Raw genomic sequence first — 16,521 nt, 5'->3', positions numbered from 1 at the left:
GGATAAGACGTCAGTCGCCATCCGGCACAGACATCACATCGTCAATGCCGCTACCAGTTTCTCCAGCGCGGGTGTCGCCTGCTGTTGGTCATACACAATATACAAATCTGCGGGAATACGTTCCTCTAACGGTCGAAATACCACGCCAGGCCAATTCATCTGCGCATAGCTGTCAGCAATTAACGTAATACCAATCCCCATGCTGATCATCGCCAGCACCGTTTGCGGCTCCCTCACCTCACGAATAATCATCGGGGAAAATCCAGCACTCAGGCAAACTCGCTGCAAAAATGCCCAGTCAGTATGAATGGAAGGCATTGTGACAAAATATTCATTTCTCAACGCCTCCAGCGGTATGGACTCACAGGCAGTAAGAGGATGTTCTTCCGGCATGGCAACCAGAAAAGAGGACTCATGCAAACGCAAACTGGTAAACCCGGGAGGAAGCTCAGTGGCCATCCGCCAAATTCCCGCATCCAGTTCACGCCGTTCCAGCATCGTCATCTGCATCGCGGGCATGTTCTCGCGAAACAGCACCTCAACATTGGGATTATCCTTCATAAAACGCCGCATCACCGGACGCATTTTTCCCCACATCGCTGTACCGATAACGCCAAGCTCAATTCGCCCTGCCTCACCACGACCAATTTGCTCCACTCTCGCCAGCGCCTGATTAGCACTGGATAACAGTCGGCGCGACTCTTCCATCAATATCTTTCCCGCGTGAGTTAACGCCACGCTGCGGGAATGACGGATAAATAGCAAAGTGCCGAGCTGTTGCTCCAGCTCTTTAATATGGGTACTGAGCGGCGGTTGCGACATATTCAGGCGAGCAGCAGCACGTCCAAAATGCAGTTCTTCTGCGACAGCAAGAAAATAACGCAGTAACTTCAGATCGATGCGGTGCGTGCGTTCCATGGATAATGCGCTCCTGAAATAAGGATAATGCGCAAAGTTACCACATTGCCTCGCAGAAAATGAAACGGCGGGTATCAGAACCCGCCGCCAATGGAGTGTCAATGTGCCGGTGATTTCTGTGCCAGTCGTTCAGGCTCATGCTTGTACTTAAAGAACAATGCAAAGATAACCGCCAGAGCCAGCGCATACGCGGCAAACACCAGCCAGATAGTTTGCCAATCCTTGACGCCATCGACAGAAAAATAGTCCACCGCCATACCACTCAGAATTGATCCCACCCACGCGCCAACGCCGTTTACCATCGTCATAAACAGCCCCTGCGCGCTGGCGCGAATGTTAGAGCTAACCTCCTGCTCGACAAATACCGATCCCGAGATATTGAAGAAATCAAACGCACAGCCGTAGACGATCATCGACATCAGCAGCAGCACAAAACCAAACGGCGACGGATCGCCAAAGGCAAAGAAGCCAAAGCGCAGCGTCCATGCCAGCATGCTCATCAGCATCACCGTTTTAATGCCAAAGCGTTTAAGGAAGTACGGAATAGTGAGAATAAAGCCCACCTCCGCCATCTGTGAAACGGAAAGCAATATGGAGGGGTACTTCACCACAAAGCTGTCGGCAAATTCCGGGTTACGGGCAAAATCATGCAGGAACGGATTGCCAAAGACGTTGGTGATTTGCAACACCGCCCCCAGCATCATCGCAAACAAAAAGAAGATTGCCATCTGCGGTTTTTTAAACAGGACAAAGGCGTCCAGACCGAGCTTGCTGGCAAGCGTGGTGTTTGCTTTCTTCTCAGCAACCGGAATTTTCGGCAACGTAAGCGCATACAGAGCCAGCAGCAGCGATGCGCCTGAAGCGATATACAACTGCGCGCTGCTCAGTTCCAGTCCCATCAAGCTGACAGTCCACATCGCCACAATAAACCCAATGGTGCCAAATACACGAATTGGCGGGAACGCGGTGACCGGATCCTGACCTGATTGCGCCAGGCACGAGTATGAGACGCTATTCGATAACGCAATCGTCGGCATATACGCCATTGCGTTAACCAGCATCACCCAAAACATGGTCTGCGGATCGGTAACGGTTGTGGCATATAGCAACACGCCCGCACACACCAGATGACAAAGCATATAGGCGCGCTCGGCGCGTAGCCATTTATCGGCAATGATGCCCATAATGCCCGGCATGATAATCGCCGCCAGCCCTTTCGAACTGTAAATCATACCGACGTTCGCGCCGGTAAAATCCAGGGTATTAATCATGTAGGAACCCAGGGTTACCAACCAGCTTCCCCAGATGAAATATTGCAAAAACGACATGAGCTTTAAGCGAGATGCGATACCCATTTTTCCGTTCCTTGCCATAAAGTAAGACCCCGCAAGCGGGGTCATTTTTTAGTTATTCAGGCCAGTTTGCGCAAGAATCCGCAGATCAAATTGATGAAATTCTGCCGGGAGAGTTCCGCCGCTGCCAGCGTCTGCGCGTGAGATAATTTAACATCACCCAGACCTTCCGCCAGGTTGGTGATGGCCGCCACCGCAACCACTTTCAAACCGCAGTGGCGCGCAGAGATAACTTCAGGCACCACCGACATCCCCACCACGTCACCACCGATAATTTGCATCATGCGGATTTCTGCCGCGGTTTCAAAGTTCGGCCCCGGATAAGAGACAAAAACCCCTTCACTCAGCGGGAATCCTTCCTCAGCGGCAACAGTTTGCAGGATCGCGCGGTAGTCAGCATCATAGGCATTCGCCAGTGAAAAGAATCGCTCGCCAAAACGCTCATCGTTTGGCCCTACCATCGGCGTACCCGGCATCGTATTGATGTGATCGCTAAGCGCAACGAGGCTACCCGGTCCGACTTCGGGACGCAAAGAGCCTGCAGCATTGGTGCAAAACAGCAGCTCACAGCCCAGCAGCTTCAGCGTACGAATGGCATCCGTCATCACCGTCATACCGCGACCTTCATAGAAATGTCCACGTCCTTTCATACAGGCCACCGGAATTCCCGCCAGATTTCCCAACACCAGTTCACCAGCATGACCGTGTACGGTACTCACCGGGAACCCTGGTAGTTTCTCGTAAGAGATGGCAACCGCATCCTCAATTTGATCCGCCAACGCCCCCAGGCCTGAGCCGAGGATAAAGGCTACGCGCGGCGTAAAATCCGGTTTGTAACCACGAATGATATCAGCGCTATACCAGGGATTTTGCGAGAAAAGAGAGTGGCTCATGAGATGTCCTTAATACTGAGTAATCGAAATAACGTAGCGTACCGCATTGTTATAGCGAGACTACGCAATCGATTACCAATACCGTTTATCCCGATAACCGATAGTAAATCGGTATAGATGGCATGTGCTAAATCGGCCTGAACTCACATTTTTTTTCTGCCAGAAATGGCAAGGAGTACCAACACATCAGGAATTCGTTAGACGAGTGGGCTGACAAAACCCGCCCTGAGAATGACTGACAAACATTTGTTGATTATTAATAAGCGAAAGCAGGTACAACAACGCACTTTCGCTAATCAATAATTAAAACGGGGGAAACAGCTGTTTACTTCTTATAGAGTTCGCTGGTCACTACAGCCTGAGAACCATTGCCTATAGAAGAGAAGTTCTTAATAACAAAGAAATCAGCACCTTCTTTATCTGCCATTTTCGAAATTTTGTGCATACATTGATTCACCGTATTTTCCGTTACGGTGATTGACTTGACATGTTTTAAACTATTGGCTTCTTGTTGCGAGATTTCTGTAGCAGCAAAGGCAGACAGACTGAGAAAACACAAAGAAGCGGCCAATGATGTGACTAATGTCTTTTTCATAACTATCCTCATAACTTACATATTAATATTTGAGCGCCAAGATATACTCTTCACATAATATTGCAAACAAAAAATCTTCTATTTATAAAATAGACGAATTGACAAACATTGAAGATCAATGAACATCATATGTATTATTCAATAGGTTTATTATAGCGAGTTAAATACTTGCATAATAAACGCAGAAAAATAACACTAAATATCCACGAGGCATTTAGTGTTATTTGCAATTAATTACCGGCCACTTCGTTAAGAAGGGTTGTCAGGATGTTAACTGGAGCAACAACGTTATGTGCAACACCATAATCAAACTCCAGAACAGTACTTGCATCCTGATAATCTATATGGGTATCACCATTATCATCCTGCCAAATAACCACCCGTAGGGGTAGCTCTATTGCCGCATGAGGATTTGCTTGCATGGCAGGAGTACCACCCTTTGGGTTACCAAACAGAAATAACATCGTCGGTCGCAGAGCAAGACCTACATCCGTTGCCGCTTGCTGTTGATCAACCTGCACAAAAATACGAATATTTTTAGCATTCAATACGCTGACGAGTCTGTTTACAGTATCATCAAAATTGAACTTACTAGGCAGCGTTTTTGTCCGCTCCGGCTTTCTCATCTGTCGTTCCTTTATTTATAGAATATTCATGAAAATACCCGCCAGCGAATGACGGGTATTGATAAATGCTAGCACAGTTATTTAGGCGTCACTTCGACAGAGCCCCAGCTGATACCATTTGGGTTGTTGTCTACCGGGAGCGTGTTCACTACCTTACGCTCATTAATGTCAATCATCGAAACAGAGTTTGCAAATGAGTTAGTTACGTAAGCATACTTGCCATTTTTATCGACAACCACGCCATGGGCCCCATCGCCAGTGGTGATGGTTTTCGCTACCGTAAGGCTTGCGATATCAATCATGTTTATTGTGTTACCCGGCTTGCTCTTCGAGCCCTGATTGGTTACCAGCATGCTTTTACCATCCGGAGTGCCAAACAGCTGGATTGGTACGGTACCAACATTAATTTTCTTCACAACTTTACGCGTTGCTGTATCAATCACCGCTACAGCGTCTTCACCAGACAGGGAAACAAACACCCGTTTTCCGTCCGGTGAGAAACCTACCTGGGCTGGCATTTTACCTAATGGGATCTGCGCGACTTCTTTATTACTGGCTGTATCGACAACGGATACCGAGCCCCCTTTCATATTCGCGATATAAACTTCTTTACCGTCAGGACTCACTCTGAGGCCATGAGGGAATTTACCTACATTAATTGTCGTTAAATTTTTCAAATGTTCTGCATCAATCACGCTGATAGTGTTATCTGCACTATTTGAGATATACGCCATTTTCCCATCAGGGGTGACGGCAACATGCGCAGGGTGTGCGCCAACCGGAAGTTTTGCAATAACCGTATCATTTTCGGCATTAATAACCCAAACTTCGCCATGTTCCTTTTTGCCTGCATGAGAATCTTTGCCCATATCCATTTTCTCAGAATGGGCATCTTTACTCATATCCATATGTTCAGAGCCTGATGAATGTGTCCCGTTAGCACCAAGGTTGGTTACCCAAACTGTTTTATTGTCTGGTGACACCTGAACGTTATGCGGCATTTTACCAACATGTACTTTATCTACAGTCTTTAAAGACGCAGCATCAAGTACATTAACTGAATCTGCACCTTCATTTGCTACATACACTCTGTCTGCTGCAAACGTATAACCAGACCATGCCAGCATACTAATTTGCATTGCAATTAAAATATTATTTTTTCTTATCATCGCCGCCAATACCCCATTAGTTAAATATATTTACCGGATTAGTTTCAGCAACCAGCTATTGTAGGATTATTTAACATGTCACTAATATTACTCCATCGGGATCGTGTTAATTCTACCTATAACGAGTTACTGTATAAATTGCTTAGTCATTTCATTAATCAATTGCTATACATCATTGTATTAGATACTGCTATCCGTACTTGCGTATAAAGAGTATCAACCTTCCAGCAAGTGGAAGGTCAAGAAAAAAAGTAATAATTTAAAATAGCCTTACAAATCCGCAAGCTAAGCAATTGCCTAAGAATATCGCAGGAGAATTTATAAATATAAAGAGGTAGTCCGGTGCCGGGTAAAAATATAAAAGTTAACGATCAGTTCATCGATACTGAAAGCCAAACTTAACGACATGACTAACACCAGCCATATCGTTAAAGCTGGTACAAAGGATCCCGTGCCCGACCGGCGGTTAATTCACTGGCCTGCATCCGTACTACGTCCCACAGCGCCTGGGCCGCAGTCGATAAAGAACGATTTTTACGTCGTGCCAGCATCAATTGTCGTTCCACAACCGGCGTCAGGCGTTTAACCTGCAAATGGCTGCCCTGTGGCAGAGGAAGCGCCAGCGCAGGCAGCACGCTGATACCAATCCCCGCCTCAACCATCGGGAAAAGCGTGGCAGGGTGACCTATCTCCTGAACGATATTGGCCTCAATGGAAAAGTGAGCCAGTGCCGCATCGATCAACGGTCGACTGCCGGAAGCGTAATCCTGTAATACCAGGCGCTCATGATATAAATCCTGCCAATTTACCCATTCGCGTTGGGCTAGCGGATGATCCTCTCGACACAACAGCAGGAACGGTTCGGATAACACTGCTTCACACTGTAGATCGGTCACAGCACCTGGATCTATCACAATGCCAAAATCCACCTCGCCCTGACGAATACTCTCCAGCACCCACTGTTGCGGACGATCGTGCAGCACAAAATCGATTGCTGGATAAAGCTGATTACTCTGGGCAATACACTGTGGAATAAGGTGAGCAGATATTGTCTGGCTGGCGGCAACGCGCACCGTTCCGGTTAACTGCGTTCCCACCTGGCCTGCTTCACGCAGCGTGCTGTGCAGTTCATCCAGAATACGTTCCAGCCGCGCCGCCAACTGGTGCCCTGCTTCCGTCAGCACTACTTCCCGCGTTGTTCTATCTAACAACCGCACACCCGTCTGCCCTTCCAGCTCTTTAACGCTGTGGCTGACCGCAGACTGGCTTAAGCCAATGATATCCCCCGCCCGGCTAAAGCTTTTGGCCTGAGCGACGGTAACAAAGATACGGAGCTGACGCAGAGAGTAATTCATCTATTCGATTCATATATGGATGCAATAAATCAATTTTATTTCTCAAACAGAAAAACGCAAAATGTTCCTACCGAATTTCAGGAGCTTTTATGAAACTTTTTCGTATCCTTGATCCGTTCACGATAACGTTGATTACGGTCGTTTTACTGGCGTCCTTTTTCCCGGCCGAAGGTGGCTTTGTACCTTTCTTTGAAGGCTTAACCACCGCTGCCATTGCCCTACTGTTTTTTATGCACGGGGCGAAGCTTTCGCGTGAAGCCATTATTGCCGGCGGTAGTCACTGGCGTTTACATCTGTGGGTGATGTGCAGCACGTTTGTTGTTTTCCCGGTGCTGGGCGTTCTGTTCGCCTGGTGGGCACCGGTAAATGTTGACCCGATGCTGTACACCGGTTTCCTGTACCTGTGTATTTTGCCGGCCACGGTGCAGTCGGCAATCGCTTTTACGTCGCTGGCGGGGGGTAACGTTGCTGCCGCCGTGTGTTCCGCTTCGGCCTCCAGCCTGCTGGGTATTTTTCTCTCGCCGTTACTGGTTGGCCTGGTAATGAATATGCATGGCGCAGAAGGCAGTCTGGAGCAGGTGGGGAAAATCATGCTGCAACTGTTGCTGCCGTTCGTACTGGGACATCTTTCACGTCCGTGGATTGGTAACTGGGTGTCCCGACATAAAAAATGGATCGCCAAAACGGACCAATCCTCCATCTTGCTGGTGGTGTACTCCGCCTTCAGTGAAGCCGTGGTTAACGGGATCTGGCACAAAGTGGGGATTGGCTCACTGCTGTTTATCGTGGTGGTCAGCATCGTATTGCTGGCAATCGTGATTGGCATCAACGTCTTTGTTGCGCGGAAATGCGGCTTCAACAAAGCCGATGAGATCACCATTGTCTTTTGTGGATCGAAAAAGAGCCTGGCGAATGGGATCCCAATGGCAAATATTCTGTTCCCGACGTCAGTGATAGGAATGATGGTGCTGCCGTTGATGATCTTCCATCAAATTCAGCTGATGGTGTGTGCCGTGCTGGCACGTCGCTACAAGCAACAAACAGACGCATTGCAGGCGCAGCAGAAAAGCCGCGCCGCAAAGGCTTAGAACGGGCGTTTCAGGGGCTGCACCAGTTGCGTCAGCCCTTCAGTTTTAATCAGCAGCGTGATTTGCATCAGCTCGCCGAGCTTGCCCGGCGGGAATTCATCTTTACGGGCAAACCACAGCAGATACTCTTCCGGTACATCAATCAGCCGACGCCCTTTATATTTGCCAAAGGGCATCACGGTATTGGCGATTTCAACGAGCTGCTCTTTTTCCATCTCAGGCACCCAGTAAGCGGATCATTTCAGCTTCATCGATCACGGCAATACCCAGTTCCTGCGCTTTTGCCAGCTTCGAACCCGCCGCTTCACCGGCAATCACCAGGTCGGTTTTCTTCGATACGCTGCCGGCCACTTTTGCACCCAACTCAGTCAGTCGCGCTTTGGCGTCATCGCGTGACATCAGGCTCAGGCTCCCGGTCAGCACTACCGTTTTACCCGCGAAGGGGCTGTCGATTTCTTCAGCGTTGATGACCACCGGCGCCGGCCAGTGAATCCCCTGCGCCAGCAGTTGGACGATCACCTCGCGGTTACTCTCTTCAGCAAAGAAATTAAACACGTGGGTCGCTACCACAATGCCGACATCCGGCACTTTTTGCAGCTCTTCAATGGAAGCCGCTTCCAGCGCCTCAAGGGTGCCAAAATGCGCCGCCAGACCAGCCGCCGTGGCTTCACCGACTTCGCGAATACCCAGCGCGTAGAGAAAACGGGCAAACGTCGTTTCTTTCGCTTTTTCCAGCGCATTCACCACATTTTGTGCCGATTTCGGTCCCATACGATCAAGACCGGTCAGCTTACCTGCGGTCAGTGTGAAGAGATCCGCTGGCGTGTGGACATACTCTTTCTCGACCAGTTGATCGATAATTTTATCGCCCATGCCGTCAACGTCCAGCGCGCGGCGGGAAACGAAGTGTTTCAGCGATTCCTTACGCTGCGCCCCGCAGATTAAACCACCGGTACAGCGAGTGACCGCTTCGCCTTCCACACGCTCAACGTCAGAGTTGCATACCGGACAGTGGGTGGGAAACTCAATTTCACGCGTATCGTCCGGGCGCTCGGAAAGCACGACATTCACTACCTGCGGGATGACATCGCCCGCACGGCGAATGACGACTTTATCGCCAATACGCAAACCAAGACGCTCAATTTCATCCGCATTGTGCAAGGTGGCGTTACTGACCAACACCCCGGCAACCTGAACTGGCTCAAGGCGGGCGACAGGCGTAATCGCCCCGGTACGACCAACCTGAAACTCAACATCACGTACGAAGGTCATCTGCTCTTGCGCCGGGAACTTAAAGGCCACAGCCCAGCGCGGCGCGCGGGCAACAAAACCCAGTTGTTCCTGCAACACCATGGAGTTGACTTTGATCACCACACCGTCGATATCGAATCCCAGCGTCGGTCGGTCTTCTTCAACCTTGTGATAGTAAGCAAGTACTTCCTCCGGAGAGTCGCAAAGCGTAACTCTGTCGCTCACCGGCAATCCCCACTCTTTAAATTGCAGCAGACGGCCCAGGTGGGTATCAGGCAACACACCACCTTCCAGCACACCTACGCCATAGCAGAAGAAAGTAAGCGGTCGCTTCGCTGTAATACGCGGATCGAGCTGGCGCAATGACCCGGCCGCTGCGTTACGCGGGTTAGCAAACACTTTGTTGCCAGTGCGGCGGGCCTCTTCGTTAATTTTTTCAAATCCGGCCTGCGGCAGGAACACTTCACCGCGCACTTCCAGACGCGTCGGAATGTTATCGCCACGCAGTTTTAACGGGATCGCACGGATGGTGCGCACGTTCGAGGTAATATCCTCACCCGTAGTACCATCACCACGCGTTGCGGCACTGACCAGCACACCGTTTTCATACAGGATACTGACCGCCAGCCCGTCCAGCTTCAGTTCGCAGCACCAGGTTAGTTTATCCGTACTCTTCAGTCTGTCCTGCACGCGCTTGTTGAAGGCGAGAAAACTCTCTTCATCAAACACGTTATCCAGCGACAGCATTGGCACTTCATGGCGAATCTGGCTGAACGCTGCTAACGGGGCGGCGCCAACACGCTGGGTTGGCGAGTCGGGGGTGATAAGTTCCGGATGCTGCGCTTCCAGCTCGCGCAGTTCACGCATCAGGCGATCGTATTCCGCATCGGGAATTTCCGGCGCATCCATCACATGGTAGAGATACTCATGATGGCGAAGCGTGGTTCGCAGTTCTGTCAGTTGTTGTTCGATTGATTCCATATCGCACCATCAATGATAAAAAACCCCCGACAGGCGGGGGTTTAGCAAGGAGATGTCACGCCAGAGGAAAATCAGGCGTGAGATTCTTTAACTTCGCGGATGCGGTCCTGATACTCGCGCAGTTTCTGCGGCGTCATCATGCGACGTTGATCGTCGAGCACCACACCACCCACTTCATCGGCAATGTGCTGTGCGGACTGCAGCATCAGCTTAAAGTTTTGCAGCTCGTCACCGTAGGACGGAACCTGCATAAAAATAGTCACGCCAGGGGTGCTGAAATCACCCGTCATTTCGGGGTCAAACGTTCCTGGGTTAACCATATTGGCAAGGCTGAACAGCGAAGGACCGCTGCCATCCGGGCTCAAATGACGATGGAAAATATTCATATCGCCAAATTTAAAACCGGCTTGCTGAATGCTGTTGAGTAGCACTTCACCGTTGAGCTCACTACCGTGATGCGCCGCAACGTTCATAATAATGACCGCTTCTTTACGCTGTGGTTTTTCAGCAACAGGCGCTTCTTCAACTACCGGCTCAGGCTGCGGTTGATGTTCAACGGTAGGCTCTGCGGGCTGGAAAGCCTGCGGTGCAGGTTGCGGTGCTTGCTGCACGGGCTGCTGAACCTGCGGAGCAACGGGCTGATGCTGCATCGGCTGCTGCACAGGTTGTTGCTGAACAGGCTGATGTTGCACCGGCTGCTGCGGTTGCACGGGCTGCGGCTGAGCATGCGGCGGCGGTACCGGCGCTTGTGCAGGCTGCGGCGCGGATTGACGCGGCTGAGCAGACGCATAAGGCGGCTGGTACTGGTGTTGCGGCGACTGAGGAGGAACACCATGTTCCTGCGCGTTACCGGGAGCATGATTCACACGATGAACGCGAACTTCGCCCACGCCTTCGTCTTCCTCGACGTTGTCGTCGAACGAATCCTCGTCTTCACGTTTAGACTTCATGCGTTTCAGTGGGCGATCGCGGAATATAGAAGACCGCTCTTTACGGCTAGTCCAAAAACCATGTACCAGTAAAGCGATTATGGCGATCGCGCCAACAATGATTAATATCAGACGCAAATCCTGCATCATTATATTCTCTGTTGTTCTAACACCTTGCCACCACGGCAAACATTTACTCACTAAGAGTATTTGTCGATTACGCCAAGTGCAAGTGCACTCTTGGCTTTCACGGCATAAAGATGAACAAAATTGTGCTTTTTGCTGTTTTTTCGAACATTTCTGAACAGCTTAACGCTCAACAACCCGGTAAGATACGCAAAGTTTACCAGAGCTTATATAACAAGGAGTATGTCCTGACCATGGTTTCATCATCTGCAGTCGTACCTCGCAGCGGCCTTTATTACTTTTCACAGGGATGGAAGCTCATCACCCAACCGGGCATTCGTCGCTTTGTCATCCTGCCTTTGCTGGTGAATATCCTGCTGATGGGCGGCGCATTCTGGTGGCTATTCACACAACTCGATAGCTGGATCCCTGCGCTGATGAGTCACGTCCCTGACTGGCTTCAGTGGCTCAGCTACTTGCTGTGGCCGATTGTCACTATCTCCGTACTACTGGTGTTCGGCTACCTGTTTTCCACCATAGCCAACTGGATTGCCGCGCCGTTTAACGGTCTGCTGGCAGAACAGCTGGAAGCACGCTTAACGGGCGCAACACCGCCTGACACCGGCGTTCTCGGCATCATGAAAGATGTTCCCCGTATTATGAAACGTGAATGGCAAAAGCTGGCGTGGTATCTCCCGCGCGCCGTCGTGTTGCTGATCCTCTATTTCATTCCGGGTATTGGGCAGACCGTCGCCCCGGTGCTGTGGTTCCTGTTCAGCGCGTGGATGCTGGCCATTCAGTACTGCGATTATCCGTTTGATAACCATAAGGTGCCTTTTAAGGAGATGCGCGTCGCGCTGCGCACACGCAAGGTCACCAATATGCAATTTGGCGCATTGACCAGCCTGTTCACCATGATTCCGGTGCTCAATCTGTTCATCATGCCGGTCGCGGTTTGTGGTGCCACGGCGATGTGGGTAGACTGCTATCGTGCTAAGCACGCGTTATGGAAGTAATGCAAAAATGTGTAAAAGCGGGCTGGCTTATGCCCGCTCTTATTCCATACTGCAACGCATTATTTCCTGGTGGCATATAGATATACGAATTCCTTACTTCCCCATACTTTCTCAACAGGTATGCTGAAGCGGTATCCCAATTTCATACAGTTAAGGACAGGCCATGAGTAAGATTTTTGAAGACAACTCGCTGACTATCGGTCATACGCCGCTGGTTCGACTGAACCGTATCGGTAACGGACGCATTCTGGCGAAGGTGGAATCACGCAACCCAAGCTTTAGCGTCAAATGCCGTATCGGTGCCAACATGATTTGGGATGCCGAAAAACGTGGTGTACTGAAACCGGGTGTAGAGCTGGTCGAACCAACCAGCGGCAACACAGGGATTGCGCTGGCCTACGTTGCCGCAGCTCGCGGCTACAAACTGACTCTGACCATGCCTGAAACCATGAGCATTGAGCGCCGCAAGCTCTTAAAAGCGCTGGGAGCGAACCTGGTGCTGACCGAAGGCGCAAAAGGTATGAAGGGCGCGATTCAGAAAGCGGAAGAAATTGTGGCCAGCGATCCGGAAAAATTCCTGCTGCTGCAGCAGTTCAGCAACCCGGCAAACCCGGAAATCCACGAAAAAACCACCGGCCCGGAAATCTGGGAAGATACCGATGGCCAGGTTGATGTCTTTATTTCCGGCGTCGGTACCGGCGGTACGTTGACTGGTGTGACCCGTTACATTAAAGGCACTAAAGGCAAAACCGATCTGATCACCGTCGCGGTTGAACCTACCGACTCCCCGGTTATCGCCCAGGCGCTGGCTGGTGAAGAACTCAAACCAGGCCCGCATAAAATTCAGGGTATTGGCGCAGGCTTCATTCCGGGTAACCTTGATCTGAAGCTTATCGATAAAGTCGTTGCCATCACTAATGATGAAGCTATTTCTACTGCGCGTCGTCTGATGGAAGAAGAAGGTATTCTGGCTGGGATCTCTTCCGGTGCTGCGGTTGCTGCCGCGCTTAAGCTCCAGGAAGATGAAACCTTTACCAATAAGAATATAGTGGTTATTCTACCGTCATCGGGTGAGCGTTATCTGAGCACTGCACTGTTTGCCGATCTCTTTACAGAGAAAGAACTGCAACAGTAGTGCCAGCATGTTAAAAACGCGTAAAAAAGCACCCTTTGGGGTGCTTTTTTGTGGCCTGCTTCAAAGTTTCAACTCGCCTGGCATTGATTCAGCCCGCCGGAACTGGTATTTAACCAAACTAATTATTTTGATGCGCGAAATTAATCGTTACAGGAAAAGCGCTAGCTGAATCGATTTTATGATTTGGTTCAACTCTTCCTTTCGCGGCATAATGTTTAATGACGAACGAAACGTCAGCGGCAAGAAGTTGCCAGCAACGGATTGCACCGAACTCCTTTTGTGTCGCGTCCAGTTTACGCCGATGCTAACAATACAGGCTAAAGTTGAGCCGCCAGGCTAGACTTTAGTTCCACAACACTAAACCTATAAGTTGGGGAAATATAATGTTCCAGCAAGAAGTTACCATTACCGCTCCGAACGGTCTGCATACTCGCCCTGCTGCTCAGTTTGTTAAAGAAGCAAAAGGCTTTACTTCTGAAATTACTGTGACTTCCAACGGCAAAAGCGCTAGCGCCAAAAGCCTGTTTAAACTGCAGACTCTGGGCCTGACTCAGGGTACCGTTGTCACCCTGTCCGCAGAAGGTGAAGACGAGCAGAAAGCAGTTGAGCATCTGGTTAAACTGATGGCTGAACTCGAGTAAGTTCAACGAGTTCTTTTAAATATCAGTCACAAGTAAGGTAGGGTTATGATTTCAGGCATTTTAGCATCCCCGGGTATCGCTTTCGGTAAAGCATTGCTGCTGAAAGAAGACGAGATCGTCATTGACCGGAAAAAAATTTCTGCCGACAAGGTTGATCAGGAAGTTGAACGTTTTCTGAGCGGTCGTGCCAAGGCATCTGCGCAACTGGAAGCGATCAAAACCAAAGCTGGTGAAACGTTCGGTGAAGAAAAAGAAGCCATCTTTGAAGGGCATATCATGCTGCTCGAAGATGAGGAGCTGGAGCAGGAAATCATAGCCCTGATTAAAGATAAGCACATGACGGCTGATGCAGCTGCGCATGAAGTTATCGAAGGTCAGGCCACAGCCCTGGAAGAGCTGGATGATGAATACCTGAAAGAACGTGCGGCTGACGTACGTGACATCGGTAAACGCCTGCTGCGTAACATTCTGGGTCTGGCAATTATTGATCTGAGCGCTATCCAGGACGAAGTTATCCTGGTTGCCGCAGACCTGACCCCGTCAGAAACCGCACAGCTGAACCTGAACAAGGTGCTGGGTTTCATCACTGATGCGGGCGGACGTACCTCTCATACCTCTATCATGGCGCGTTCTCTGGAACTGCCTGCCATCGTAGGTACGGGTAGCGTCACCTCTCAGGTGAAAAACGACGACTATCTGATTCTGGATGCCGTAAACAATCAGGTTTACGTCAATCCGACCAACGACGTTATTGAGCAACTGCGTGCCGTTCAGGAGCAGGTTGCAACCGAGAAAGCGGAACTCGCTAAGCTGAAAGATCTGCCGGCTATCACGCTGGACGGTCACCAGGTTGAAGTTTGCGCCAACATCGGTACCGTTCGTGACGTTGAAGGCGCCGAGCGTAACGGCGCTGAAGGTGTGGGTCTGTACCGCACCGAATTCCTGTTCATGGACCGTGAGTCGCTGCCAACTGAAGAAGAACAGTTTGCTGCGTATAAAGCCGTTGCTGAAGCCTGTGGCTCTCAGGCGGTCATCGTCCGTACCATGGACATCGGCGGCGATAAAGAACTGCCGTACATGAACTTCCCGAAAGAAGAGAACCCGTTCCTGGGCTGGCGTGCCGTGCGTATCGCCATGGATCGTAAAGAGATCCTGCGTGACCAGGTTCGCGCTATCCTGCGCGCCTCTGCTTTCGGCAAACTGCGTATCATGTTCCCAATGATCATCTCTGTTGAAGAAGTGCGTGCACTGCGCAAAGAGATCGAAATCTACAAACAGGAACTGCGCGACGAAGGTAAAGCATTTGACGAGAGCATTGAGATTGGCGTGATGGTGGAAACACCAGCTGCGGCAACAATTGCGCGTCATTTAGCCAAAGAAGTTGATTTCTTTAGTATCGGCACCAATGATTTAACGCAGTACACCCTGGCAGTTGACCGTGGTAATGATATGATTTCACACCTTTACCAACCGATGTCGCCATCTGTGCTGACGCTGATCAAGCAAGTTATTGATGCTTCTCATGCTGAAGGCAAATGGACTGGCATGTGTGGTGAGCTTGCAGGCGACGAACGTGCTACACTTCTGTTGCTGGGGATGGGTCTGGACGAATTCTCTATGAGCGCCATTTCTATCCCGCGCATTAAGAAGATTATCCGTAACACGAACTTCGAAGATGCGAAGGTGTTAGCAGAGCAGGCTCTTGCTCAACCGACAACGGACGAGTTAATGACGCTGGTTAACAAGTTCATTGAAGAAAAAACAATCTGCTAATCCACGAGATGCGGCCCAATTTACTGCTTAGGAGAAGATCATGGGTTTGTTCGATAAACTGAAATCTCTGGTTTCTGATGATAAGAAAGACACCGGAACTATTGAGATCGTTGCTCCGCTCTCTGGCGAGATCGTCAACATCGAAGACGTGCCGGATGTAGTTTTTGCTGAAAAAATCGTTGGTGATGGCATTGCTATCAAACCAACCGGTAACAAAATGGTTGCTCCTGTTGATGGCACCATCGGCAAAATCTTTGAAACCAACCACGCTTTCTCTATCGAATCCGACAGCGGCATTGAGCTGTTTGTTCACTTCGGTATTGATACCGTTGAACTGAAAGGCGAAGGCTTCAAACGCATCGCTGAAGAAGGTCAGCGCGTGAAAGTGGGCGACCCGGTTATTGAATTCGATCTGCCGCTGCTGGAAGAAAAAGCCAAGTCTACCCTGACTCCGGTTGTTATCTCCAACATGGACGAAATCAAAGAGCTGATCAAACTGTCCGGTAGCGTGACAGTGGGTGAGACTCCGGTTATCCGCATCAAGAAGTAATTCTTTTTGCAGAGAAAGATGGCGCCATCAGGCGCCATTTTTTTTATCTGATGGATATCAAAACCCTGCCGGATGGCGCTACGCTTATCCGGCCTACAGCAAACTCCGTAACGTAGGCCGGAT

16 protein-coding genes are annotated in these 16,521 nt (G+C 50.1%); 6 read left to right on the top strand and 10 right to left on the bottom strand.

Going from position 1 to position 16,521, the window contains the following annotated elements; genetic code table 11:
* Window positions 1–33: 33 nt before the first annotated feature.
* The 7 genes from OGX90_RS07695 to OGX90_RS07665 all read right to left on the bottom strand — a co-directional run bounded on the left by OGX90_RS07695 (window position 34) and on the right by OGX90_RS07665 (window position 6,908).
* Complete coding sequence (locus tag OGX90_RS07695; protein WP_191226957.1) at window positions 34–918, bottom strand: LysR family transcriptional regulator; 885 nt, start codon at window positions 916–918, stop codon at window positions 34–36.
* Between the two features lie 98 nt (window positions 919–1,016).
* On the bottom strand, window positions 1,017–2,273 hold the full coding sequence (locus OGX90_RS07690; protein WP_003834901.1) for a nucleoside permease: 1,257 nt from the start codon (window positions 2,271–2,273) through the stop codon (window positions 1,017–1,019).
* A gap of 56 nt (window positions 2,274–2,329) precedes the next feature.
* Complete coding sequence (xapA, locus tag OGX90_RS07685) at window positions 2,330–3,163, bottom strand: xanthosine phosphorylase (RefSeq protein ID WP_008785395.1); 834 nt, start codon at window positions 3,161–3,163, stop codon at window positions 2,330–2,332.
* A gap of 325 nt (window positions 3,164–3,488) precedes the next feature.
* Window positions 3,489–3,758 carry a YdgH/BhsA/McbA-like domain containing protein gene (locus OGX90_RS07680; protein WP_008785396.1) on the bottom strand — a complete coding sequence of 90 codons (270 nt, stop codon included), beginning with the start codon at window positions 3,756–3,758 and terminating at the stop codon, window positions 3,489–3,491.
* Between the two features lie 230 nt (window positions 3,759–3,988).
* Complete coding sequence (locus OGX90_RS07675) at window positions 3,989–4,384, bottom strand: DUF302 domain-containing protein (RefSeq protein WP_286623467.1); 396 nt, start codon at window positions 4,382–4,384, stop codon at window positions 3,989–3,991.
* A 77-nt stretch (window positions 4,385–4,461) separates the two neighbouring features.
* Window positions 4,462–5,553 (bottom strand): YVTN family beta-propeller repeat protein, encoded by a 1,092-nt coding sequence (locus OGX90_RS07670; RefSeq protein WP_286623465.1) that lies wholly within the window; start codon window positions 5,551–5,553, stop codon window positions 4,462–4,464.
* 428 nt (window positions 5,554–5,981) lie between these two features.
* The gene (locus tag OGX90_RS07665) at window positions 5,982–6,908 is read right to left on the bottom strand and encodes a LysR family transcriptional regulator (RefSeq protein ID WP_003834913.1); all 927 of its coding nucleotides are present in this window, start codon (window positions 6,906–6,908) and stop codon (window positions 5,982–5,984) included.
* An 89-nt stretch (window positions 6,909–6,997) separates the two neighbouring features.
* On the opposite strand from OGX90_RS07665, the gene OGX90_RS07660 reads away from it, so the two are divergent.
* The gene (locus OGX90_RS07660) at window positions 6,998–7,996 is read left to right on the top strand and encodes a bile acid:sodium symporter family protein (protein ID WP_003038103.1); all 999 of its coding nucleotides are present in this window, start codon (window positions 6,998–7,000) and stop codon (window positions 7,994–7,996) included.
* On the opposite strand, the gene OGX90_RS07655 is transcribed toward OGX90_RS07660, so the two are convergent.
* The 3 genes from OGX90_RS07655 to zipA form a co-directional block, all read right to left on the bottom strand.
* Window positions 7,993–8,211 carry a DUF3820 family protein gene (locus OGX90_RS07655; protein WP_111465276.1) on the bottom strand — a complete coding sequence of 73 codons (219 nt, stop codon included), beginning with the start codon at window positions 8,209–8,211 and terminating at the stop codon, window positions 7,993–7,995. The two genes, OGX90_RS07660 and OGX90_RS07655, sit on opposite strands and share 4 nt — an antisense overlap.
* A 1-nt stretch (window position 8,212) precedes the next feature.
* Window positions 8,213–10,228, bottom strand: a complete 2,016-nt coding sequence (ligA, locus tag OGX90_RS07650) for an NAD-dependent DNA ligase LigA (RefSeq protein ID WP_060683464.1) — start codon at window positions 10,226–10,228, stop codon at window positions 8,213–8,215.
* A gap of 71 nt (window positions 10,229–10,299) precedes the next feature.
* Window positions 10,300–11,307, bottom strand: coding sequence for a cell division protein ZipA (gene zipA, locus OGX90_RS07645; protein WP_286623463.1), 1,008 nt, complete (start codon window positions 11,305–11,307; stop codon window positions 10,300–10,302).
* Window positions 11,308–11,537: 230 nt separating this feature from the next.
* Between zipA and cysZ the strand changes: the two genes are divergently transcribed.
* The 5 genes from cysZ to crr all read left to right on the top strand — a co-directional run bounded on the left by cysZ (window position 11,538) and on the right by crr (window position 16,398).
* Window positions 11,538–12,299: a sulfate transporter CysZ gene (gene cysZ / locus OGX90_RS07640; RefSeq protein ID WP_057066948.1), complete on the top strand. Its 762-nt coding sequence runs from the start codon at window positions 11,538–11,540 to the stop codon at window positions 12,297–12,299.
* A gap of 163 nt (window positions 12,300–12,462) precedes the next feature.
* On the top strand, window positions 12,463–13,434 hold the full coding sequence (gene cysK / locus OGX90_RS07635) for a cysteine synthase A (RefSeq protein WP_003038091.1): 972 nt from the start codon (window positions 12,463–12,465) through the stop codon (window positions 13,432–13,434).
* A gap of 383 nt (window positions 13,435–13,817) precedes the next feature.
* Entirely contained in the window at window positions 13,818–14,075 is a 258-nt protein-coding gene (gene ptsH / locus OGX90_RS07630; RefSeq protein WP_002913505.1) for a phosphocarrier protein Hpr, read from the top strand.
* Window positions 14,076–14,120: 45 nt separating this feature from the next.
* Window positions 14,121–15,848: a phosphoenolpyruvate-protein phosphotransferase PtsI gene (gene ptsI / locus OGX90_RS07625; protein ID WP_008785405.1), complete on the top strand. Its 1,728-nt coding sequence runs from the start codon at window positions 14,121–14,123 to the stop codon at window positions 15,846–15,848.
* A 40-nt stretch (window positions 15,849–15,888) separates the two neighbouring features.
* Entirely contained in the window at window positions 15,889–16,398 is a 510-nt protein-coding gene (gene crr, locus OGX90_RS07620; RefSeq protein ID WP_000522253.1) for a PTS glucose transporter subunit IIA, read from the top strand.
* Window positions 16,399–16,521 lie beyond the last annotated feature (123 nt).

Source organism: Citrobacter sp. Cpo012, assembly GCF_030333015.1.
Taxonomy (GTDB): domain Bacteria; phylum Pseudomonadota; class Gammaproteobacteria; order Enterobacterales; family Enterobacteriaceae; genus Citrobacter; species Citrobacter portucalensis.
Note: the sequence above shows the minus strand (reverse complement) of the source record. Positions and strands in the feature narration are given on the sequence as shown.